The sequence below is a fragment of the Ensifer sp. ENS09 genome (assembly GCF_014852425.1).
Taxonomy (GTDB): Bacteria; Pseudomonadota; Alphaproteobacteria; order Rhizobiales; family Rhizobiaceae; genus Ensifer.
Genome location: NZ_JACVBP010000005.1, coordinates 146944 through 167748, shown reverse-complemented (window position 1 = coordinate 167748; position 20805 = coordinate 146944). Strand labels below are relative to the sequence as shown.

At 64.5% G+C, this 20805-nt stretch carries 22 protein-coding genes; 17 read left to right on the top strand and 5 right to left on the bottom strand.

Features of this window, described 5'->3' with window-relative positions; translation table 11 throughout:
* The first annotated feature begins 66 nt into the window (after positions 1-66).
* The 6 genes from IB267_RS25365 (at position 67) to IB267_RS25340 (ending at position 6926) form a co-directional block, all read left to right on the top strand.
* The gene (locus tag IB267_RS25365) at positions 67-957 is read left to right on the top strand and encodes a substrate-binding domain-containing protein (protein ID WP_192450180.1); all 891 of its coding nucleotides are present in this window, start codon (positions 67-69) and stop codon (positions 955-957) included.
* A gap of 110 nt (positions 958-1067) precedes the next feature.
* The gene (locus tag IB267_RS25360) at positions 1068-2579 is read left to right on the top strand and encodes a sugar ABC transporter ATP-binding protein (RefSeq protein WP_192450179.1); all 1512 of its coding nucleotides are present in this window, start codon (positions 1068-1070) and stop codon (positions 2577-2579) included.
* On the top strand, positions 2576-3538 hold the full coding sequence (locus tag IB267_RS25355) for an ABC transporter permease (protein ID WP_043622580.1): 963 nt from the start codon (positions 2576-2578) through the stop codon (positions 3536-3538). Before IB267_RS25360 ends, IB267_RS25355 begins: the two co-directional genes overlap by 4 nt.
* Positions 3539-3560: 22 nt before the next feature.
* The gene (locus IB267_RS25350) at positions 3561-4502 is read left to right on the top strand and encodes a sugar kinase (protein ID WP_192450177.1); all 942 of its coding nucleotides are present in this window, start codon (positions 3561-3563) and stop codon (positions 4500-4502) included.
* Between the two features lie 5 nt (positions 4503-4507).
* Positions 4508-5788, top strand: a complete 1281-nt coding sequence (locus IB267_RS25345; RefSeq protein ID WP_192450176.1) for a D-tagatose-bisphosphate aldolase, class II, non-catalytic subunit — start codon at positions 4508-4510, stop codon at positions 5786-5788.
* Positions 5789-5909: 121 nt separating this feature from the next.
* Positions 5910-6926, top strand: coding sequence for a LacI family DNA-binding transcriptional regulator (locus tag IB267_RS25340; protein ID WP_192450532.1), 1017 nt, complete (start codon positions 5910-5912; stop codon positions 6924-6926).
* Between the two features lie 69 nt (positions 6927-6995).
* On the opposite strand, the gene IB267_RS25335 is transcribed toward IB267_RS25340, so the two are convergent.
* On the bottom strand, positions 6996-7613 hold the full coding sequence (locus tag IB267_RS25335; protein ID WP_192450175.1) for an isochorismatase family protein: 618 nt from the start codon (positions 7611-7613) through the stop codon (positions 6996-6998).
* Positions 7614-7718: 105 nt separating this feature from the next.
* Between IB267_RS25335 and IB267_RS25330 the strand changes: the two genes are divergently transcribed.
* Positions 7719-8741 (top strand): GlxA family transcriptional regulator, encoded by a 1023-nt coding sequence (locus tag IB267_RS25330; protein WP_246810836.1) that lies wholly within the window; start codon positions 7719-7721, stop codon positions 8739-8741.
* Positions 8738-9031 (top strand): hypothetical protein, encoded by a 294-nt coding sequence (locus IB267_RS25325; RefSeq protein WP_192450174.1) that lies wholly within the window; start codon positions 8738-8740, stop codon positions 9029-9031. The genes IB267_RS25330 and IB267_RS25325 overlap by 4 nt, the downstream gene beginning before the upstream one ends.
* A 141-nt stretch (positions 9032-9172) precedes the next feature.
* Here IB267_RS25325 and IB267_RS25320 read toward each other — a convergent pair whose 3' ends face one another.
* Positions 9173-10081 (bottom strand): LysR family transcriptional regulator, encoded by a 909-nt coding sequence (locus IB267_RS25320; RefSeq protein ID WP_192450173.1) that lies wholly within the window; start codon positions 10079-10081, stop codon positions 9173-9175.
* Positions 10082-10172: 91 nt separating this feature from the next.
* Between IB267_RS25320 and IB267_RS25315 the strand changes: the two genes are divergently transcribed.
* From IB267_RS25315 to IB267_RS25295, 5 genes are all read left to right on the top strand, one after another.
* On the top strand, positions 10173-10565 hold the full coding sequence (locus IB267_RS25315) for a glyoxalase (protein WP_192450172.1): 393 nt from the start codon (positions 10173-10175) through the stop codon (positions 10563-10565).
* Positions 10566-10567: 2 nt separating this feature from the next.
* Complete coding sequence (locus IB267_RS25310) at positions 10568-11239, top strand: SDR family oxidoreductase (protein WP_192450171.1); 672 nt, start codon at positions 10568-10570, stop codon at positions 11237-11239.
* Positions 11240-11298: 59 nt separating this feature from the next.
* Positions 11299-12399, top strand: coding sequence for an alkene reductase (locus IB267_RS25305; RefSeq protein ID WP_192450170.1), 1101 nt, complete (start codon positions 11299-11301; stop codon positions 12397-12399).
* Positions 12400-12440: 41 nt separating this feature from the next.
* The gene (locus IB267_RS25300; RefSeq protein ID WP_192450169.1) at positions 12441-13457 is read left to right on the top strand and encodes a zinc-binding alcohol dehydrogenase family protein; all 1017 of its coding nucleotides are present in this window, start codon (positions 12441-12443) and stop codon (positions 13455-13457) included.
* A gap of 333 nt (positions 13458-13790) precedes the next feature.
* Positions 13791-14603 carry an arginase family protein gene (locus IB267_RS25295; RefSeq protein WP_192450168.1) on the top strand — a complete coding sequence of 271 codons (813 nt, stop codon included), beginning with the start codon at positions 13791-13793 and terminating at the stop codon, positions 14601-14603.
* Between the two features lie 37 nt (positions 14604-14640).
* Here the strand turns inward: IB267_RS25295 and IB267_RS25290 are convergent, their stop codons facing one another.
* Positions 14641-15690 carry a serine hydrolase gene (locus IB267_RS25290; protein ID WP_192450167.1) on the bottom strand — a complete coding sequence of 350 codons (1050 nt, stop codon included), beginning with the start codon at positions 15688-15690 and terminating at the stop codon, positions 14641-14643.
* Positions 15691-15787: 97 nt separating this feature from the next.
* Complete coding sequence (locus IB267_RS25285; RefSeq protein WP_192450166.1) at positions 15788-16360, bottom strand: TetR/AcrR family transcriptional regulator; 573 nt, start codon at positions 16358-16360, stop codon at positions 15788-15790.
* 89 nt (positions 16361-16449) lie between these two features.
* On the opposite strand from IB267_RS25285, the gene IB267_RS25280 reads away from it, so the two are divergent.
* The 4 genes from IB267_RS25280 to IB267_RS25265 all read left to right on the top strand — a co-directional run bounded on the left by IB267_RS25280 (position 16450) and on the right by IB267_RS25265 (position 19988).
* Positions 16450-17358, top strand: coding sequence for an SDR family oxidoreductase (locus IB267_RS25280; RefSeq protein WP_192450165.1), 909 nt, complete (start codon positions 16450-16452; stop codon positions 17356-17358).
* 129 nt (positions 17359-17487) lie between these two features.
* Complete coding sequence (locus IB267_RS25275) at positions 17488-17742, top strand: hypothetical protein (RefSeq protein ID WP_034805462.1); 255 nt, start codon at positions 17488-17490, stop codon at positions 17740-17742.
* A gap of 333 nt (positions 17743-18075) precedes the next feature.
* The gene (locus IB267_RS25270; protein ID WP_192450530.1) at positions 18076-19065 is read left to right on the top strand and encodes a murein L,D-transpeptidase family protein; all 990 of its coding nucleotides are present in this window, start codon (positions 18076-18078) and stop codon (positions 19063-19065) included.
* 83 nt (positions 19066-19148) lie between these two features.
* Positions 19149-19988, top strand: coding sequence for a L,D-transpeptidase (locus IB267_RS25265; protein ID WP_192450164.1), 840 nt, complete (start codon positions 19149-19151; stop codon positions 19986-19988).
* Positions 19989-20036: 48 nt separating this feature from the next.
* On the opposite strand, the gene IB267_RS25260 is transcribed toward IB267_RS25265, so the two are convergent.
* Positions 20037-20753 (bottom strand): L,D-transpeptidase, encoded by a 717-nt coding sequence (locus IB267_RS25260; protein WP_192450529.1) that lies wholly within the window; start codon positions 20751-20753, stop codon positions 20037-20039.
* Positions 20754-20805 lie beyond the last annotated feature (52 nt).

Here is a 20805-nt window from a genome sequence, read left to right as displayed (position 1 = left end):
GATGGGAGGGCCTCGCCAGCTTGGCTGAGACACAAGAAGGCCCGCGCCGTTTCCAGGGAGGAAACCATGAACATGTCCCGCATTCTGAAGTCGCTCGTCGCCGGCACGGCGCTGTCGCTCCTCGCCTCCACCGCCTTCGCCGATGGCATCGGCGCATCGCTGCTGACCCAGCAGCATCCGTTCTACATCGAGCTCGCCGACGCGATGAAAGCCGAGGCTGAAGCCAAGAACGTCAAGCTCGAGGTCTCGATCGCCAACCAGGATCTGAACAAGCAGCTCGCCGACGTCGAGGACTTCATCGTCAAGGGCGTCGACGTCATCGTCATCTCGCCGGTCGACAGCCAGGGCGTACGCGCCGCGATCGAGAAGGCCGAAAAGGCCGGCATCAAGGTGATCACCGTCGACGTTCCGGCCAACGGCGCGACCGTGACCTCGCACATCGGCACCGACAACTTCACCGGCGGCGTCAAGGCCGGCGAGCTGATGGCCAAAGTCCTTGACAACAAGGGCAAGGTCGCCGTCATCGACTACCCGACGGTCCAGTCGGTGGTGAACCGCGTCAACGGCTTCAAGGAAGCGATCGCCAAGCATCCCGACATGGAGATCGTCGCGATCCAGACCGGCATTACCCGCGCCGAGGCGCTGGCCGCTGCCCAGAACATGCTGCAGGCCAATCCCGATATCACCGGCATCTTCGGCTTCGGCGACGATGCGGCGCTCGCTGCCGCCGTCGCAGTCAAGGCTGCTGGTCTGGAATCCCAGGTCAAGGTCATCGGCTTTGACGGCATGAAGGAAGCCCGCGACGCCGTCGACACCAACCCGGTCATGGTCGGCGTCATCCAGCAGTTCCCGGACCAGATGGGCAAGCAGGCCGTCGACACCGCCGTCAAGGTTGCCGCCGGCGAGACCGTCCCGGCCGAACAGCCGATCGTTCCGGGCGTCTACACCGCGAAATAAGTCCTCCCAGGACAGCCGCCGCCTCACCTCAGGGGCGGCGGCACCCATCAGGGTCCGTTTCCGTCCTCTGGCCGGAGACGCTGCTCTCGGCTGACCTGAAGGAGGCCGCCATGTTTGGTTCGACCAGCGATACCATTCTCGAAATCGACAACGTCACCAAATCCTTCGGCCAGGTCGCGGCACTGAAGGGCATGCGCCTCAAGGTCCGGCGCGGCCGGGTACACACACTGCTCGGCGAAAACGGCGCCGGCAAATCGACGTTGATGAAAATCCTTGCCGGCGTGCACGCGGCGACCTCGGGAGAGATCGCACTCGACGGGCGCCCCTACCAGCCGCGCAACCCGCAGGATGCCGCCGCCCTCGGGCTTGCCATCGTCTTCCAGGAACTCAGCCTCTGCAGCAACCTGACGGTGGCCGAGAACATTCTCGCCACCCGCGAGCCGCGCCGCTTCGGCTTCATCAACGACAAGGAGCTGGTCGCAAGGGCCCGCGCGATCGTTGCCGATCTCGGCCTGCCGATCGACGTCAGCGAGAAGGTCGGCAATCTCTCGATCGCCCAGCGTCAGCTGGTCGAGATCGCCAAGGGCCTCAGCCACGAGGCCAAGGTCGTCATCCTCGACGAGCCGACGTCATCGCTCAGCGACAGCGAAGCCGAGATCCTGTTCGAGATCATCGGGCGGCTGAAGAGCCGCGGCGTCGCCGTCATCTACATCTCGCACCGCATGGAAGAGATCATGCGGCTCAGCGACGACATCACCGTCATCCGCGACGGTGAATATGTCTCCACCCATGATCGCGACGACGTCACCATCGAGGCGCTGATCGCGCTGATGGTCGGCCGCCGCATGGACGAAATCTATCCGCCGCCCGCGCACGAGCAGAAGGCGGATGCTACCCCGGTTCTGGCCGTCGATGGCCTCACCCGCGACGGCGAATTCGAGGACATCTCCTTCGACATCCGGCCCGGCGAAATCCTCGGATTCTTCGGGCTGGTCGGTTCCGGCCGCTCGGAGGTGATGAACGCGCTGTTCGGCATGAAGACTGCGACCGGCACCGTGCGCTTCGAGGATCAACCGGTCCGCTTCCGCTCGCCGGCAGAGGCGATCGCCCGCGGCATCGGCTTCGTCACCGAAAACCGCAAGGAAGAGGGCCTCGTGCTCAGCCACAGCGTCGGCTGGAACATCTCGATGGCCGCCCTCTCGGATTTCACCGGCCCGCTCGGCTTCACCCGCAGCCGCGCCGAACGCACGGCTGCAACCCAGGAAGTCGGCCGGCTGGCGATCAAGACCCATTCGCTCGATACGCCCTCGGGTTCCTTGAGCGGCGGTAACCAGCAGAAGATCGTGCTTGCCAAGTGGCTGCTGACCCGACCCAAGGTGCTGATCCTCGACGAGCCAACCCGCGGCGTCGACGTCGGCGCCAAGTTCGAAATCTACAAGATCATCCGCCAGCTGGCGGCCGAGGGAACGGCGATCCTGCTGATCTCCTCCGAGCTGCCGGAGGTTCTGGGAATGAGCGACCGCGTCGTCGTCATGCACGAAGGCGTCATGGGCGCAACGCTTTCCGGCGCCGACCTCAACCCCGAAACGATCATGGCGCACGCAACGGGATTCCAATCATGACACAGCAATCCGAAGTCCAGGCCGCCTTCCTGCGTGCCCTGAAACAATATGGCGGCATCCTTTTGTCGCTGGTGATGCTCTGCGTCATCTTCTCCTTCCTCAACCCGCGCTTCATGTCGGTCGTCAACTTCATGAACATCCTGCAGCAGGTGGCCGTGGTGGCGATCGCCGCCTTCGGCATGACCTGGGTGATCCTGCTCGGCGAGATCGACCTTTCGGTCGGCTCGATCATTGCGGTCGCCGGCATGGTCGGCGCGCAATGTTTCGCCTTCGGCCTCGGCTTTGCGCCGGCGCTCGTCGTCACGCTTCTCGCCGGCGCCCTCATGGGCATGCTGAACGGGGTGCTGACGGCAAAGCTGCTTTTGCCCTCCTTCATCGTCACCGTCGCGACCATGGGCATCTACCGCGGCATGGTCAGCCTGCCGACCAACGGCGCGCCGGCGATGATCGAGAACTCGACCTGGACCGCGATTGGCACCGAGAGCTTCCTTGGCCTGCCCATCATCATCTGGGTCGTCGCCGTGCTCTTTCTCGTCAACCACATCCTGTTGAGCAAGACGAGCTTCGGCCGCCGCGCCTATCTGACGGGCGGCAACCGCGAGGCGGCCGTCTATTCCGGCATCAAGGTCGACCGGCTGAAGATCACCATCTTCATGATCTCCGGCGTGATGGCGGCGATCAGCGGCGTGCTGCTCTCGTCCCGCCTGTTCTCCGCCCAGACCAATGCCGGCATGAGCTACGAGCTCGACGCGATCGCGGCTGCCGTGCTTGGCGGCACCTCGCTTGCCGGCGGCGTCGGCACAATGGTCGGCACGTTGATCGGCGCCCTCATCATCGGCGTCATGAACAACGGCATGAACATGCTGTCGGTCCCCTACTTCTACCAGCTCATCGTCAAGGGCCTGGTGATCCTGATCGCCGTCTGGCTCGACGTGCGCGCCAAGCAGGCAAAACGCTGATCTTTCCGAAGAGAACACACCCATGCACAAGATACTGACGATCGGCGAAATCCTCGTGGAGATCATCGCCACCGAAAAGGGCTACGGCTTTCGCCAGGCGACCCCTTTGATCGGTCCCTACCCCTCGGGCGCGCCGGCGATCTTCATCGACCAGGTCGGCAAGCTCGGCCAGGCAGCGGCCATGATCTCCCGCGTCGGCAACGACGATTTCGGCCACGTCAACCTCGACCGGTTGAAAGCAGATGGCGTCGATATCTCGGGCATAACGTTCGACCCGCTCGGCACCACCGGCAGCGCCTTCGTGCGCTATCGTCCCGACGGCAGCCGCGCCTTCGTCTTCAACATCCGCCACAGCGCCTGCGGCACAATCCGGCTCGACGAGGCAAGTCGCGCGTTGGTCAGAACCTGCAGCCACCTGCATGTGATGGGCTCGTCGCTCTACGCCCCAAGCGTGGTCGAGAGCATCATCGCGGCAATCGAGATCATCAAATCGGCCGGCGGCACGGTCTCCTTCGACCCGAACCTTCGCCCCGAAATCCTCGACAGCCCGGGCATGCGCGAGGCGCTGCAGACGGTCCTCGCCAAGACCGACCTCTTCCTGCCGAGCGGACAGGAACTCTTCCTGTTCACCAAGGCGAAGACCGAAGCGGAAGCCGTATCGGAACTGCTCGCCGCCGGCATCAAGGTGATCGTCGTCAAGCGCGGCGCCGAGGGCGCGAGCTACTTCGACAGTGAGACGACGCTCTCGCATCCGGGCTTTGCCGTCGAAGAAATCGACCCGACCGGCGCCGGCGACTGCTTTGGCGCGACCTTCGTCACCTTCTGGCTGAACGGAGCCAAGCCCGCTGAAGCGCTGGAATTCGCCAATGCTTCGGGCGCACGCGCCGTCATGATTTCCGGCCCGATGGAAGGCGCCTCGACGCGCACCGATCTCGAAACCTTCATCACTGCGAAAAAGGGCTGACCGCCATGCAACAGAACCTTCTGATCGACATTGCCCGCTGGTCGGAACGTCCCGGCCCGCGCGGCATTCCCTCCGTCTGCTCGGCCCACCCGCTGGTGATCGAAGCCGCCATGCTGCGGGCACTCAAGGAGGACGCGGCGCTCCTGATCGAGGCGACCTGCAACCAGGTTAACCAGGACGGCGGCTATACCGGCATGACGCCCGCCGACTTCACCCGCTTCGTTGCCGAGATCGCCGATCGCGTCGCCTTCCCCAAGGAAAAGATCATCCTCGGCGGCGACCATCTGGGCCCCAATCCCTGGAAGCACCTGCCGGCTGCGGAAGCGATGGACAAGGCCGAGACGATGATCAAGGCCTATGCGAAGGCCGGCTTCACCAAGCTGCATCTGGACACCAGCATGGGCTGCGCCGGCGAGCCGGTGGCTCTGCCCGATGCGATGACCGCAGAACGTGCTGCGCGTCTGGCGGCCGCCGCCGAAGCTGCCCTTCGTGGCGAGAGCCACACCGCTCCCGTCTATATCATCGGCACGGAAGTGCCGGTTCCGGGCGGCGCGCTGGAAGAACTCGACACGCTGGAAGTCACCGCCCCCGACGCGGCGATCGAGACCATTTTCATCCATCGCCAGGCTTTCGAGAAAGCCGGCGCTGCCGACGCCTTCGGACGTGTCGTCGGCGCAGTGGTCCAGCCGGGAGTCGAATTCGGCAACGAGAACGTCATCGCCTATGACAGGGCAAAGGCCGCCAAGCTCAGCGCCAGCCTGAAACAGCTCGACGGCGTCGTCTTCGAGGCACATTCGACCGACTACCAGACACCGGAAGCGCTGCGCGATCTCGTCTCCGATGGTTTTGCGATCCTCAAGGTCGGCCCCGGCCTGACCTTCGCGCTGCGCGAGGCGCTTTACGGCCTCGACCAGATCGCCGCTTTCCTCTTTCCGGACGCCCGCAAGCAGACGCTGGCGGCGGTCACCGAGGACGTGATGCGCGAGGAGCCGGCCAACTGGGGCAAGTATTACCACGGCTCGGCGGAAGCTCAGCGGCTGCAGCGGCATTTTTCCTATAGCGACCGCATCCGCTATTACTGGCCGCATCCGAAGGTCGCAGCAGCGGTCGAAGAACTTCTGGCACTACTCGACGGCGTGACGATCCCGGAAACGCTGATCAGCCAGTATCTCCCCGGCAGTTACGAGCGAGTGCGCGACGGCAAGGTGGCCGCTCAAGCAAAACCGTTGGCACTTGCTGCCGTCGACCGGGTTCTCAAGGATTACTTTGTGGCCTGTCGCGCTTAGCGGCAGGTCGGATGTTCGGTGAATATTTGCGAGCCGGTACTGCCTATCCCCTCGAAATGAACCTATAAACGAAATCAAAACAATATGGGGCACAGCGACCGTGGACAGACAGATCAAGACCATGGAGGATTTTTCGGAGTTCGTCGGCCTGTCGCGCCCGACGGTCTCAAAATACTTCAATGATCCAGGCTCGGTTCGCAAGAAGACCCGCGATGCCATCGAGGCGGCGATCAAGCAGTCGGGTTTTCGCCCGAACATCTTCGCCGTCAACCTGAACCGCCGCCGCACCAACATCCTCGGCGTCATCGTTCCGAACTCGACCGACCCCTTTTACATGGCGCTGACGCGCCGGATCGAGCACATCGCCAACCAGGCGGGTTTCCTCGCCTTCGTGCTCTCCTCCGACGGGCGGCCGGAGATGGAGGAGCGGGCGATCGAGACTTTCAAGTCGATGAACGTCGCCGGCGCCATCATCGCCCCGCTCGGCGTGCAATCGCACCACAAGACGCTGACAACGCTCGGCGCCAGCATTCCGCTGATCTACGTGGACTCGCCGCTCGACGACAGCTCCTCCTTCGTCGGCACCGACAACCGCCAGAGCTTCCGCCTGATGGTCGATTATCTCTGCCGTTCCGGCAGCGCGCCCTGCTACTTCGGCATGCCACCGGTCAACAACAACGCGATCGCCCGGCGCGACGCCTATCTGGAGGCGATGCAGCAGCTGAAGATGGAGCCGGCGCTGGTCAAAACCACACCAAACGCCGCCTGGGATTTTGAAAAATTCGGCTTCGACGAGACGCTGCGCATCCTCGGCTCTGGCGGTTTTCCGACCCAGACGGTGCTTTGCGCCAACGACCGCGTCGCCTTCGGCGTCATCGCCGCCGCCTTCCAATCCGGGCTCAAGGTCGGCCGCGATGCCGATGCTGATATCAGGGTCGCCGGCCACGACGACCACCCGCTGTCACGCTACACCTGCCCGCCGCTGACGACGGTGGCGCAGAACTACAACGAGATCGGCCGGCTGGCGATCGAGCTGCTGCTGTTCAAGCTCGGGGAGACCACCGACGACGGCGGCGCCTTCCCCGAGGACGAACGTATTCTCCTGAGCGCCGAGATCATGCTGCGCGGTTCGGCCTAATAGACATCGACCAGCAATTTCCCGGACTGCGACCCTTCGGAAAAGCCCGTCCAGGCAGACGCCCAACAATCAGGATCGGCGCGCCAGCGCCAGAACCTGATCGGTCGTCAGGATGTCGCCGAAGGTGTCATCGATCGTCGCCAGCGACGAGCGATGCAGCACCGCATGCGGAACGACCTCGCCATCACCCGTATCGAGATCGCGCGTGGCGCAGGCATCCGAAGCGACGATGACACTGAAGCCGAGCGGTACGGCATCGCGTGCCGCGCCGGCAACGCAGGCATGGGTCATCAGCCCTGACATGACGAGCGTATCGACGCCCGCCTGCTTCAACTGGATGCTGAGATCCGTGCTGGCAAAAACGCTGACCGACGATTTGCGCACCACCGAATGGTTCGCAGCCGGTTGAATGTCCCGGTGAAACGCAGAGGTCTCACTATCCTCGGCGAAGACAGGGCTGCCGGCTGGCGTGACATGCTTGACATGATAGACCTTCATGCCCTCGGCATCGGCGCGCGCGATCAGCCGCTTTGCATTGGCAAGCACCTTTTCGCCGTCCGGGATCGGCATACGGCCGGCAAAATACTCGTTCTGGAAATCGATCACCAAAAGCGCCGTCGTCTGGGGATCGAGGCTCTTAGGCGCCGGAGCGCCGGCAATCGTGCGGATGGTCGGGTGTTGTGTCATCAAAGGTTCCTTTCGTATTTCGACGCCCGCGAAGATCGTCAAAGCGGCCTCCACGCGAAAGTGGCCTGAACGACAATATGTGATAGGTTCCAGCCAATTGAGTGAATGAGTATCGGCCAGGACATGCACACCATCGCCATCGTCGCCTTTAAGGGTATCAGCCCGTTTCACCTCTCGGTGCCCTGCATCGTCTTCGGCGACGACCTCCTGAAGCTCGGCGCGCCGCGTTACCGCCTGCTGATTGCCGGAGAGGAGACCGGTTCCATCCGCACCATGTCGGGCTTCAGCATCGCGGTGGAGCACGATCTCGCGCGCCTCGCTGAGGCGGATACGATCATCGTGCCTGCCTGGAAAGATCCGAACACCCGTCCGTCGCAAAGGCTGCTTGAGGCCCTGCGCGCCGCCCACGCCCGTGGCGCCCGGCTTGTCGGTCTCTGCCTCGGCACCTTCGTGCTGGCCGAAGCCGGCCTGCTCGACGGGCGGGCGGCCTCGACGCACTGGGCCTGGGCCGATGAATTCGAGCGCGCGTACCCGCAAGTCGCGCTCAATCGGAACGCGCTCTACCTCGACGAGGGCGACGTCCTGACGTCGGCCGGAACCGCTGCCGCGATCGACTGCTGTCTGCACATCGTGCGCAACGACCATGGTGCCGAGATCGCCAACCGCGTCGCCCGCCGGCTGGTCGTGGCGCCGCATCGCCAGGGCGACCAGGCGCAATACATCGAAGCGCCGCTCCCCGCCCCCGGCAGCGGCGACCCGCTCGGAGCAACAATCGCCTGGGCCATCGAACATCTCGACGAGCCACTGGCGCTCGAGCGCCTCGCCGATCACGCCGGCATGAGTCTGCGCAGCTTCACCCGTCACTTCCGCAAGAAGACCGGAACGACCTTCACGCAATGGCTGCTGGCGCAGCGTCTCGCGGTGGCGCAGCGCCTGCTCGAGACCGGTTCCTGTTCCGTCGATCACATCGCAGGCATGGCCGGCTTCGGCTCCACCGTCTCGCTCCGCCAGCATTTCACCCGGGCGTTTTCCATTTCGCCGGCGAGCTATCGCCGGCAGTTCCAGAACAAAAAGTCGTCGAATAGGGTCGTCTCAGATCGCAAACCTTCGGAAGCAGCAGTGACATGACCAGACTGGATTGCGACCCGGACGACGTCGAACTGGTGCGGGAAACCACGCCAGAAGGCTCCGGCGACTGGATCGCCCAGAAGATTGAGTGCGAATTCGGCGCCCCGAAATTCTTGGAGCGGGTTCCCGCCCCGCACGTCCTGCTCTCACCGCTGCTGGACGCGATGGCGGCTGGGGATTCCTTGTGGTTGTGCCGCAGCAGGCACCGGGGCGTGCTCCATGGCAATGAGGGCGTCGCCCTCGTTCGCGACGGGCAGCCGATCCTCTACCTACGTGTGATCCAGCGCTGAGGACATCAAGCCAGCAGCGGCCGCGTCTTCGGCTGCCGCAACAGGATCGCCATCACCTGCACCGCAACCGGCGAAACCCCGGCCACGCAGAGGAAGAAGGCCGATTAGCCGAAACGCTCGGCGATCCAGCAACCGGCCGGTCTAGGCACGTTTTGCCGTATGCTCGACGGCGCTCAGTTCCGAAGCAATCCGCTCGATCAATAGCCGCACCCGCCGCGGCTGCACGCTCAGCGGCGGATAGACGATCTGGAGCCCGGTCTCGCCGACCGCAAATTCGGACAGCAGTTCGATGAGGGCACCGGACGCCAGATCCTCGGCGATGTCCCAGACGGACTTGAGCGCGATGCCATGGCCCTCGCGGCACCACTGCGCCACCAGCCCGCCGTCATTGGCGACGCGCCGGCCGCGCACCATCACCCTGTGCGGCTTGCCGTCCACCTGAAAGGCCCATTCGCGATCGAGATTGGCGCCGAAGCGCATGATGATGCAGTTGTGGCGGGAGAGATCGTCGGGGTGCTCCGGTCTCCCCACGGCATCGAGATAGGCCGGCGCCGCGCACACCACGCGTCGGTTCTCCCCGAGCGGCCGAGACCGCAGCGTGCTGTCGGCAAGCACGCCGTGGCGGATTGCAAAATCCATGCCCTGGCCGACCAGGTCGAGGTACCCGTCGGTGAGATTGAGATCGACCGTCACGTCGGGGTGCTCGGCGAGAAATCGGTCGAGGATCGGCACGATATAGCGCCGCCCCATATCCTCAGGCGCACTCAGCCGGATCGGTCCGGAGATCGTGCGCGTGCCCGAACGGATGCCGCTTTCCAGTTCGTCGGCCTCCGCCAGCAACCGGCGGGCTCCGTCCACCAGCAGGCGCCCCTCCTCAGTCAGGCTGATCGCCCGCGTCGTCCGTTTCAGAAGTGCAGCGCCATAGTGCGCTTCCAGCGCAGCCAACCGCTCGGACACCGAGGCTGGCGACAACCCCTTCTCGCGACCGGCGGCGGAAAGCCCGCCCTTTTCGACGATCAGAAGGAACAGTGCCAGATTGTCGAGCAACATCTTTCGATTTCTCCGAAATATAATTTTGGAACTAAGCCAATTATCCGGATGCACCGCAAGCGCTAAATTCCAAAGCGAAAGGAGACGCGTGATGCAGCTCGACCATGTCACCATTCGTACTGCCGATATCGATGGAACGCGCGCGTTCTTCGAAACGGTCTTCGATCTCACCATCGGCGAACGTCCGGCTGCGATCCGAAACATCCCCGGCTGCTGGCTCTATGCCGAAGGCAAGCCGATCGTGCACATCATCGGCAGCCGAGGCATTGGCTTCGCGTGGGCGCCCGAAGCCATCGACCATGTCGGCTTTCGGCTCGAAGGCTACGCCGCCTTTCGCGCCAGGCTCGACCGGCTCGCCATTCCCTATTCTACCATGGACCTTGCCGATATCGGCGAGCGCCGGCTGTTCCTGCGCGCACCCGGCGGACCGCTGCTTGAAGCCGTCTTTTCCGAACCCGTTCCCACCCTTCCCCCCGGAGAATGACCATGACCTTCACTGACACCACCGTCTCCGTCGTCATCGGCGGCACCAGCGGCATCGGCGCGGCCGTCGCCAAGGCACTTGCGAAACGCCCGGGCCGGGTGGAGATCGCCAGCCGCGCCACCGGTCTCGATCTTGCCGATACCGCAGCAGTGGCTGCCTATTTCCGCAGGCTCGGGCCGATCGACCACCTGATCATGACCGCCGGCTCCGCCGCGCCCGGCGGCAAGGTGAGCGATGTCGATCTCGATGCCGCCAAGGCTGCCTTCGACGTCAAGTTCTGGGGATCGGTCGTGCTCGCCCGGGAGGCTGCCCGATACATGCGCGCCGGCGGTACGATCACCTTCACCTCGGGTTTCCTCGCCCGCCGAACGGTCCCCGGCACCTTCGTCAAGACGGCGATGAACGCGGCGCTCGAAGCGACCGCCAAGGTCATGGCCAAGGAATTGGCGCCGCTGCGGGTGAATGTCGTCAGCCCCGGCCTGACGCGGACGGAAGCCTATGCCGGCATGGCCGGCGAGGCGCGCGACGCGATGTTCGATCGCGCTGCAGCGACCCTCCCTGCCGGCCGCGCCGGGCAACCCGAAGATATCGCCAGCGGCTATCTCTTCGCCATCGACAACCCCTTCGTCACCGGCTCGGTGATCGACATCGAAGGCGGCGCGCTGATCAACTGACGCGCCTCCCCACACTTTGCCCGGTTGCTCGGCGACCGCCCCTCACCAAGGATCTCACCATGCCATCGCTCTTTTCTCCGATCTCGCTCGGATCGCTGACCCTGCCCAACCGTATTGCGCTTGCGCCGATGACGCGGGCGCGCAGCAGCCAGCCGGGCAACGTGCCCAACGCCCTGATGGCCGAGTACTATGCCCAGCGCGCCTCGGCCGGGCTCATCGTCACCGAGGCCACCCAGATCTCGGCGCAGGGCCAGGGCTACTCGTTTACGCCCGGCATCCACTCTTCCGAGCAGATCGCCGGCTGGCGGCTCGTCACCGACGCCGTGCACCGGGCCGGAGGCCGCATCGTGCTGCAGCTCTGGCATGTCGGCCGCATGAGCCATGAGAGTTTCCACGACGGCGCCAGCCCGGTCGCACCGTCCGCGATTTCACCGGACGCAAAGGTGTGGGTGGCCGATCCGGAAACCGGCATCGGCGCGATGGTCGACAGCCCCGTGCCGCGCGCCTTGGCGCTGAGCGAGATCGCCGGCATCATCGAGGATTTCCGCCAGGCGGCAGCAAACGCCATCGAAGCCGGTTTTGACGGCGTCGAGATCCATGGCGCCAACGGCTACCTGATCGACCAGTTCCTGCGCCGCTCGTCCAACCGACGCGACGACCGCTATGGCGGCCCGGCCGAGAACCGCATCCGCTTCCTGGTCGAGGTCGCCGAGGCGGTTGCAGGCGAGATCGGCGCCTCCCGCGTCGGCATCCGGCTTTCGCCCTATATCACCCAGCGCAACATGGAGGACGACGAGATCATCCCGACGATCCTGAAAGCCGCGCGTGAAATCGACCGCGTCGGCCTTGCCTATATCCATCTGGTGGAAGCCGATTGGGATGATGCGCCCGTTATCCCCGACGACTTCCGCCGCGAACTGCGCGCCGCCTATTCCGGCCGCATCATCGTCGCCGGCCGCTATGATCGTAACAAGGCCGAGGCGATCCTTGCCGCCGGTCTTGCCGACATCGTCGCCTTCGGCCGCCCGTTCATCGCCAATCCGGACCTGCCGCGCCGGCTGAAAGACGGGCTGCCGCTCGCAACCTTCGACGGGGCCACGCTTTTCGGCGGTAGCGCCGAAGGCTACTCTAGCTATCCGACACTCGAGCGCGTGGCATGACCGCGGCAATCACACCTCTTCAGCCCACAAAGGAGCAACTCATGAAAGCTGTCGCCCTCACCCGCTATCTCCCGGTTTCCGACCCGGAGAGTTTCGTCGATGTCGAGCTCTCGAAGCCGGAACCCAAGGGGCACGACATCCTGGTCGCGGTCCACGCCGTCGCGGTCAATCCCGTCGACGTGAAGATGCGCGCCCCTAAGGACAAGGTCGAGGAAACCCCGCGCGTGCTCGGCTGGGACGCAAGCGGCATCGTCGAGGCCGTCGGTCCTGACGTGACGCTGTTCCGGCCTGGCGACGCCGTCTACTACGCCGGCGACCTGACGCGGTCGGGATCCAACCAGCAGTATCAACTGGTCGACGAGCGCATCGTCGGGCGCAAGCCGAAGAACCTGTCCTTTGCGGAAGCGGCCGCCCTGCCATTGACGACGATCACCGCCTACGAGGCCTTCTTCGACCGGCTCGGCATCGACCGGGACGGCGCCGACCGAGGACAGTCGATCCTCATCGTCGGCGGCGCCGGCGGCGTCGGCTCGATCGGCATCCAACTGGCAAAGCGCGCCGGCCTCACCGTCATCGCCACCGCATCGCGGCCGGAAACCATCGCCTGGGTCAAGGAGCTCGGCGCCGACCACGTGGTCAGCCATCGTGAACCGCTGGTCGCGCAGGTCCGGGCGCTCGGCTTTACCCATGTCGATCACATCGCCATCTTCAACGACATGCGCCACTGGGACGACGCCGTCGAGTTGATCCGGCCGCAAGGCGGCATCGTCTCGATCGACAACACCGACGTGCCGATGCCGATGGCCGGCATGAAGACCAAGGCGGCGAGCCTGCATTGGGAGTTCATGTTCGCCCGCCCGATGCACCAGACGCCCGACATGATCGAGCAGCATCGTCTGCTCAGCTTCGTCGCCGACGAGATCGACGCCGGACGGCTGAAGACGACGCTTGCCGAGGTGCTCTCGCCGATCAATGCGGAAAACCTGCGCGAAGCGCATCGCCGTATCGAGACCGGGGCCGCCAAGGGCAAGATCGTCATCGAAGGCTTTGGCGGCTAACCGCCGCGGTCGGCGATCCAAGTGAAATCGCTTGCCGCGACACAAATTGCGGCAAGCGCCCCCTCATCTCTGAAATTTCGGCAGCATACCGCGCCGCGCCAAACCGCCGGGCAACTTTGGCGATCGCGGCGCCCCGTGCGCAGCAATCGCATCAACGCTCGCCCCAATGAAATTGCGACCGCGGCGCGAACTCGATATATCCAAACAGATATATCGATTCTTCGAGGCTTCCTTTCAGGCCAATCCCAACACATTTGCCCAAAAACGCCCGAACAGGCGGCCTCGCGGCGCGCGAAAAGGCCGGCGTAAACGCCCGAAGAAAATGCAAGGAGAATGCCCGTACCCTACGAACTCGTCGTCTCCCAGGGACGCATCGCCGACAGAACGCCTGGCGCCATCCCCGGGGCGGCCCTGACGGCAGAAGCTCTGGGCAAGCGCACCGGGCTGCAGCCGATCACTATCGGCATTCCGTCGCCGGCGAAGGAAGACGATTGGTCGGCAAGCCTGCCCGAGGCCGGGGAGACCCTGGCCGGCTTGCAGGCGGCGATTGCCGCAACACTGCAACGTGGCGACAAACCGCTTCTCATCGCCAATACCTGCTCCGCCAGCCTTGCGACACTGCCTGTCGTCGCGCGGGAACGCGCCGACGCGGTGTTGCTCTGGATCGACGCCCATGGCGATTTCAACACGCCGCAGACAACCGAAAGCGGCTATCTCGGCGGCATGGTGCTGGCCGCCGCCTGCGGGCTTTGGGAAAGCGGCCACGGCAGCGGGCTGGACCCGAAACAGGTTGTCATCGTCGGCGCGCGCGACATCGATCCCGCGGAGATGGATCTGTTGCAGCAGGCGGGCGTGCGCATCGTATCGCCCGCGGAAGCGACGCCGGAGGCCATTCTTTCGTTGATCGGCGATGCGCCGGTCTGGATCCATGTCGATTGGGACGTGCTCGAGCCGAACCATGTGCCGGCCGCCTATGCCATCGGCGACGGCCTTTATCCGCGGACCCTGCGCGCCATCTTCGCGGCGATCCCGAAGGAACAGATCGCCGGCATCGAACTCGCGGAATTCGAAGCGTCCGAGGACGCGCGAAGAGATGAAGCTGCGATCGAATGCCTGCTCGGCATCGTGGAACCGTTGCTGGCCTGACGCAGATCAGCGTCGAGCCAGCGCGGCCGACGCCTCGTCACCCATCCGTTTCCGGTTCGGCTTTCACCTTCGTGATGATCTCGCCGAGCACCAGATGCAGCGCGTCGCGGTAGCCGTTGCGGGCCGACGGTCCGCTTTCGGCCGAGGTCATCACCACGGTCAGATCGAGGCTCGGGATGATGTAGAGCATCTGGCCGCCATAGCCCCAGGCGAAATGCACCTCCTCGCCGGCGATCTGGCGCTCGAACCAGCCATAGCCGTATTCGTCGCCGGAGAAGCGCGAATTGGTGCGATGCTGCCAGGAGGCCGCGATCCACCCTGTCGAGACCAGTTGCTGGCCTGACGCGGTGCGGCCACCATTGCGATAGAGTTCACCGAAGGCCAGCAGCGAGCGCGGGCTCATCGCCATCTGGTTGCCGCCGAGGTAAATGCCTTGCGGATCGCGATCCCAGGCCCCGATGCGGAAGCCTTCGAGCGGCCCCAGCCACTCGCGCGCCAACGTCAGGGTCGACTTGCCGCTGACCTTCGTCAGGATCGCCGAAAGCAGATGGGTGGAGGCGGTGGAATAGAGCATCTCGCCGCCCGGATCGTCGTCGAAGGGCTGGGCGAGCGCGGAGCGCACCCAATTGCGGCTGGCGACCCATCGACCGTAGTTCGGCCCCGAGAGACGGCCAAGTCCCGCCTGCATCGAAAGCAAGTGACCGACGGTGATGTCGTTGATGCGCGGATCCGGGGAGGCCGGCAGGTCCGCCTTCAGGATCGGCGCGACCTTCTGATCCGGCCCGTCGAGCAGCCCCTTGTCGATGGCGATGCCGACCAGCGCCGAGATAATCGATTTCGAGGCCGACTTGATGTTGGTCGAGTCCGTCACGCGGTTGCGGCCGTAACCACGCTCGGCGACGATCTTGCCGTCGCGGGCGACGATCACGGTCTTCAGGGGATCAAGCTCTGACCGTGAGGCCAGTTCGTCCAGCAAGGCCGAAATCGGCGATGGCGTCTGAGCCGCGACCGGCAAGGCGACAAGCGTCGAGACGACGAGTGCCAAAGTGGCGATGCGGGCAACGAGGACTGCGACAAATCTGATCATGGATCAGCATCTAAGACCAGCTTGCGCCGCCGTCATCCACCGCACGGCCATCTCACGGCGATTTGACAGACCGGTGAGCACGCCACTGCCGCAGTTGTCAGCCTGCCGGCCGTCTCGCAAAGGCTTCGACGAAGCGCGTCAGGCTCTGCTCGACAAAGGCCGTGACCGGCACCTGCGGGTCGAAGCTCCACCAGAGCAAGGATCCCTGCCATTGCGACGCCATCAGCAGACCGAGCCCCGGGCTCGCAGCGGGAAGGCCGGCGAGGCATTCGTCGAGCACGCCCGAGAGCACGTCGCGCCACTTTGCGCCGCGGGCACGGAGCAACGGATCGCGCAGGTCTTCCCGCAGAATCCTGAGGTCGTCGGCATAGCTGTCGATACCGCCATAATCGCCCGAGAGCCCGACGAGCAGCGCGATGGCGCCCTCCGGCGTCCGCGGTACGCTCGCCATCAGCTCCGCCGTCTGCCCGTCCAGCCCGTCCCAGGCCTGGCTGAGCGCCCGCTGGATCAGCTTTGCCTTGTTTTCAAAGCGCTGCACCAGCGTTGCGCCGGAAAGGCCCGTGCGCGCGGCCAGCGCCGCGAAGGTCAGGCCATCGGGACCATCGGCCCGCATCAATGTGAAGGCGGCGGCCAGCACCTCTTCGTCTGGCATGGTTTTTGGGCGAGGCATCTTGACTCTCATTTATAACCGAACAATCATTTATATATCATACGAGCCGGGAAACGCCAGTTGGCAATCGTCCATGAAGGAGAAAAATCATGACGCTAGAAGGCAAAGTCGCACTCGTCGCTGGCGCGACCCGCGGCGGCGGGCGCGGCATCGCGACCGAACTGGGCGCCGCCGGCGCCACCGTTTACGTGACCGGTCGTACGACGCGGCAACAGCAGTCCGACTACAGGCGTCCCGAAACGATCGAGGAAACCGCCGAGATCGTTACCAGCCTCGGCGGCAAGGGCATTCCCGTCCAAGTCGACCATCTGCAACCGGAGCAGGTCAAGGCGCTCGTCGAGCGCATCCGCAATGAACAGGGACGGCTCGACATCCTCGTCAACGACGTCTGGGGCGGAGAGTTGCTGTTCGAGTGGAACAAGCCGGTCTGGGAGCACAATCTCGAAAACGGGCTGAAGCTTCTGCATCTGGGTGTCGATACCCACCTGATCACCGCCCACTACGCCCTGCCGCTGATGATCGAGAAACCCGGCGGCCTCTTGGTCGAGGTGACCGACGGCACCGCCGAATACAATGCCGAGAACTACCGGCTGTCGCCTTTCTACGATCTCGCCAAGGTTTCGGCCAACCGCATGGCCTGGGCTCACGCCAAGGACCTTTCGCCGCACGGCGCCACCGCGGTTTCGATCACGCCCGGGTGGATGCGCTCGGAGATGATGCTCGAACATTTCGAGGTCGGGGAAGACAACTGGCACGACGCCACGAAAAACCAGCCGCATTTCGTCATTTCGGAAACGCCGCGCTTCGTCGGTCGCGCCATTGCGGCGCTCGCGGCCGATCCGGACAAGGCCCGCTGGAACGGCCAGTCGCTGTCGAGCGGCGGGCTGGCGCAGGTCTACGGGTTTTCCGATCTCGACGGCTCGCGGCCCGATTGCTGGCGCTACATGCGCGAGGTGATGGAGGCGAACAAGCCGGCCGACGCAACCGGCTATCGTTAGGCGTTGCCGCCAAAACCCGTCACCGGCAAACTTGAAACGACGGACGGCCTCCTATAGTTCGGTGTTTCGGGCAACCAAGCGCCGCCGCCCGCCATCCGGATGTGGCAGCGCTATCGAGTGTGATTGAACATGGCATCGCGGGATCGGTATTCGAGAAAGCTGGAATGCGCCAAATGCGGAGCCGCCGGCTTCGCCGAAGCGTCGGAAAACGACAAAGGCAAGGGCAGCAATCGCGGCTTTACCATCGACGTGATGCCCAAGGGCTTCTCGACTGAACGCACCTCTCCCGACCCCGCCAAGCACATGGTGCGCTGCCGCTGCGGCAACGTCTTTGCCTTCAAGCAGAAGACCGTCTATGCGCCCGGCAGTGAGCCGCGGGACTGACGCATCGGGACTTTTCCGGCGCCCGCGTTGAGAAAAAATTCACCATCTTGTCTCAACATCGACCCAATCGGCGGTCAGCTATGGCAGCGCGCGTTCAAGAATTTTTGATCGCGAGCGCCAGGGACAAAGGCTTGCAGCCAGGGCTGTCACCGCTTAATCGCTGAACTCAAGGCTGAACCGAACTGCGTCGAACGCTTCGGGTCGGCACCCGCGCCACACGAAGGACGCTTGGTGGCGGAAGCATTTCCAGGAGCCCGCATGCGGCGCGAGACGATCAAGAGCCCTTCTTCCGAGACACTCCAGGCCGGCGGGATATTCGCGCAGCTGCGTCGGATGCGGCACGCCCTGGCGATCGGCGCGATGGCTCTGGCGCTGTCCGGCTGCATGGCGCTCGACGCCGACGACGTGCGCGAGCCGCCGCCGATCCCGGCGAAGCTGATCGCCGCGATGGCAAAGAACGGCAGCAAGCCGGAAAGCCCGGTGCTGATCCGCATCTTCAAGCAGGAAAGCGAACTCGAGGTCTGGAAGCAGAACAAGCAGGGACAGTACGCCCTGTTGAAGAGCTACCCCATGTGCCGCTGGTCGGGAAAGCTCGGCCCGAAGACGAAGTCGGGCGATCGCCAGGCGCCGGAAGGTTTCTACCACGTCTCGGCCGGCATGCTGAACCCGAAATCGCAATATTTCCTGTCGTTTAACCTCGGCTACCCGAACCGGCTGGAATCGGCGCTCGGCTACACCGGTGAGGCGCTGATGGTGCACGGCGCCTGTTCGTCGTCCGGCTGCTACGCCATGACCGACCAGGGCGTCGGCGAAATCTATGCCGTGGTGCAGCGCGCGCTCGCCGGCGGCCAGGGCACGTTCCAGGTGCAGGCCTATCCCTTCCGCATGACGGCGGAGAACATGGCCAAGCACCGCGGCGACCCGAACTTCGATTTCTGGAAGAACATCAAGCAGGGCTACGACATCTTCGAGGCGACGAAGCGCCAGCCGAAGGTTGCGGCATGTGGCCGCCGCTACGTCTTCAACACCGATTTTGCCGATGGCGAACCGTCCGACCCGCTTGCCGCCTGCCCGGCGGCGATCTCCGCGCCCGATGCCGGACTGGTGGCGCGGCTGCGATCGGAGGACGCGAAGCTCGCTGGCATGATGGCCAATCAGACGTCGGCGCCCATCAACGCCTATGTCGATGGCGGCATGCATCCGAGCTTCCGGGCGCTTCTTGAGAAAAACGGCGCTGAAAAGCTGGCCGCGAAGATCTCGGGAACTAAGTATCCTATCAGCCGACCCGAAGCGGCGCTGGCGGACCCTTACGCCGGCCTGTGATCGTTCCGTCGGCTGGCGACGCACAATTGACTTAAAGGGTCGGTTGCATCGCCGATAGCGAATAGAGGACGATCGAGGATTCCATGCCCGAAAGAGAGATCCGCCGCCGCGCCTTCCTGCAGCTTTCCGCCGGGTTGGCGGCCGCTGGTCTCGCCGGCTGCGCCTCGCCGCGGCCCACGGTGACGCGCTCCTACGCGCCGGAACCGGTCCCCGAGACCAATACGTTCCTGGCCGACATGTACGGCGAGAAGCCGAACGAGACCTACCCGCTGCCGGCCATTCCCTACGAGAAGATCGATCCGCGCTTCTATCGCCAGATGGTCGCCGACCCGACCGGAGAGAAGCCGGGAACGCTGGTCGTCGACGTCGGCAGCCACTTTCTCTACCGCGTCTATGAAGGCGGCCAGGCCATGCGCTACGGCGTCGGCCTCGGGCGCGCCGGTTTCGCCTGGGCCGGCCGCGGCGTCATCCAGTACAAGCGCGAATGGCCGCGCTGGAAGCCGCCGAACGAGATGGTGGCGCGCCAGCCCGAACTGCAGCAATTCAGCATCGAGGCGGGCGGCATGGATCCCGGCCTCAAGAACCCGCTCGGCGCCCGCGCCATGTACATCTTCCAGAACGGCGAAGACACGCTCTACCGCATTCACGGTTCGCCGGAATGGTGGACGATCGGCAAGTCAGTGTCGTCGGGCTGCGTGCGCATGATCAACCAGGACGTCGTCGATCTCTACAACCGCGTGCCGAACGGCACGCCGATCGTCGTCACAGACCTTTCGGGCGGTGGCATGGTGCAATCGCAGCCGATGCAGGACGCGCAGCCCCTGCCGGATGGGCAACCGTTGCCGGACTCCCAGCCGGTGCGGCGGTCGCCGGACTATATGCTGATGGGACCGGACGGGCTGCCGCTTCCGCAGCCGCTCTGAGGCAATCCGTCCGGCAAGGGCGATGAAATTCCGCCGGAGTGTCGCCCGTTACAGGACGAGCAGCGGCGTCTTGCCTCTGACGCGATCATAGAGGTCGATCGCATCCTGCTGCAGCATGCGCACGCACCCGGCCGACGCATTCTTGCCGATCGAACGCCACTGCGGCGAGCCGTGGATGCGGTAGAGCGTGTCCTGGCCGTTCTGGAAAATATACATGGCGCGGGCGCCGAGCGGGTTCTTGAGGCCCGGATCCATGCCGCCGGCATCGATGCCGTACTTCTTGAGATGGGGCTGGCGCGCGACCATGTCGTCCGGCACGGTCCAGCGCGGCCATTTGCGCTTCCACTGCACCACGGCGCGTCCCTTCCAGGCGCGGCCGGCAGCGCCGAGACCGACGCCGTAGCGGATCGCACGGCCGCCCGGCAGCACGTAGTAGAGGAACATCGTGTTGGTATCGACGACGATCGAATGGGGCGGTTCGTTGGTGGCGTAGGCCACTTCCTGGCGCAGAAACTGTGACTTGATCTCGGTGTACTGGATGCCCGGAACGTCGTAGCCTTCGTCCTTCACCGGGGCGTAGACCTTCGCATAGTCGAAGGTCTTCGTCGGCACGCCCGCCGCATCCGCCGCCTTCTCCGGCGAGCCGCCGTCACCGGCGATCGGCTCTATCAGCTTCGGTTTCGGTTCGGGTTTCGGGATCTGCGTGCAAGCGCTCAAAACAGAGCTGGCGACCACCGCGAGCAGCGACCGGCGGGACAAATTCATCGACACTTTAATTCATTCCAGGGTTGGAGATTTCGGTTGGGAGGATCCGAGG

Excerpts from the sequence above, each read along its gene's own strand:
- IB267_RS25295 (WP_192450168.1), top strand. The coding sequence starts at position 13,791 with ATGCCCGTACCCTACGAACTCGTCGTCTCCCAGGGACGCATCGCCGAC.
- IB267_RS25360 (WP_192450179.1), top strand. The coding sequence starts at position 1,068 with ATGTTTGGTTCGACCAGCGATACCATTCTCGAAATCGACAACGTCACC.
- IB267_RS25300 (WP_192450169.1), top strand. The coding sequence starts at position 12,441 with ATGAAAGCTGTCGCCCTCACCCGCTATCTCCCGGTTTCCGACCCGGAG.
- IB267_RS25260 (WP_192450529.1), bottom strand. The coding sequence starts at position 20,753 with ATGAATTTGTCCCGCCGGTCGCTGCTCGCGGTGGTCGCCAGCTCTGTT.
- IB267_RS25330 (WP_246810836.1), top strand. The coding sequence starts at position 7,719 with ATGAGTATCGGCCAGGACATGCACACCATCGCCATCGTCGCCTTTAAG.
- IB267_RS25350 (WP_192450177.1), top strand. The coding sequence starts at position 3,561 with ATGCACAAGATACTGACGATCGGCGAAATCCTCGTGGAGATCATCGCC.
- IB267_RS25320 (WP_192450173.1), bottom strand. The coding sequence starts at position 10,081 with ATGTTGCTCGACAATCTGGCACTGTTCCTTCTGATCGTCGAAAAGGGC.
- IB267_RS25270 (WP_192450530.1), top strand. The coding sequence starts at position 18,076 with ATGCGGCACGCCCTGGCGATCGGCGCGATGGCTCTGGCGCTGTCCGGC.
- IB267_RS25285 (WP_192450166.1), bottom strand. The coding sequence starts at position 16,360 with ATGCCTCGCCCAAAAACCATGCCAGACGAAGAGGTGCTGGCCGCCGCC.
- IB267_RS25280 (WP_192450165.1), top strand. The coding sequence starts at position 16,450 with ATGACGCTAGAAGGCAAAGTCGCACTCGTCGCTGGCGCGACCCGCGGC.
- IB267_RS25325 (WP_192450174.1), top strand. The coding sequence starts at position 8,738 with ATGACCAGACTGGATTGCGACCCGGACGACGTCGAACTGGTGCGGGAA.
- IB267_RS25355 (WP_043622580.1), top strand. The coding sequence starts at position 2,576 with ATGACACAGCAATCCGAAGTCCAGGCCGCCTTCCTGCGTGCCCTGAAA.
- IB267_RS25265 (WP_192450164.1), top strand. The coding sequence starts at position 19,149 with ATGCCCGAAAGAGAGATCCGCCGCCGCGCCTTCCTGCAGCTTTCCGCC.
- IB267_RS25345 (WP_192450176.1), top strand. The coding sequence starts at position 4,508 with ATGCAACAGAACCTTCTGATCGACATTGCCCGCTGGTCGGAACGTCCC.
- IB267_RS25275 (WP_034805462.1), top strand. The coding sequence starts at position 17,488 with ATGGCATCGCGGGATCGGTATTCGAGAAAGCTGGAATGCGCCAAATGC.
- IB267_RS25340 (WP_192450532.1), top strand. The coding sequence starts at position 5,910 with ATGGAGGATTTTTCGGAGTTCGTCGGCCTGTCGCGCCCGACGGTCTCA.
- IB267_RS25335 (WP_192450175.1), bottom strand. The coding sequence starts at position 7,613 with ATGACACAACACCCGACCATCCGCACGATTGCCGGCGCTCCGGCGCCT.
- IB267_RS25315 (WP_192450172.1), top strand. The coding sequence starts at position 10,173 with ATGCAGCTCGACCATGTCACCATTCGTACTGCCGATATCGATGGAACG.
- IB267_RS25365 (WP_192450180.1), top strand. The coding sequence starts at position 67 with ATGAACATGTCCCGCATTCTGAAGTCGCTCGTCGCCGGCACGGCGCTG.
- IB267_RS25290 (WP_192450167.1), bottom strand. The coding sequence starts at position 15,690 with ATGATCAGATTTGTCGCAGTCCTCGTTGCCCGCATCGCCACTTTGGCA.
- IB267_RS25305 (WP_192450170.1), top strand. The coding sequence starts at position 11,299 with ATGCCATCGCTCTTTTCTCCGATCTCGCTCGGATCGCTGACCCTGCCC.
- IB267_RS25310 (WP_192450171.1), top strand. The coding sequence starts at position 10,568 with ATGACCTTCACTGACACCACCGTCTCCGTCGTCATCGGCGGCACCAGC.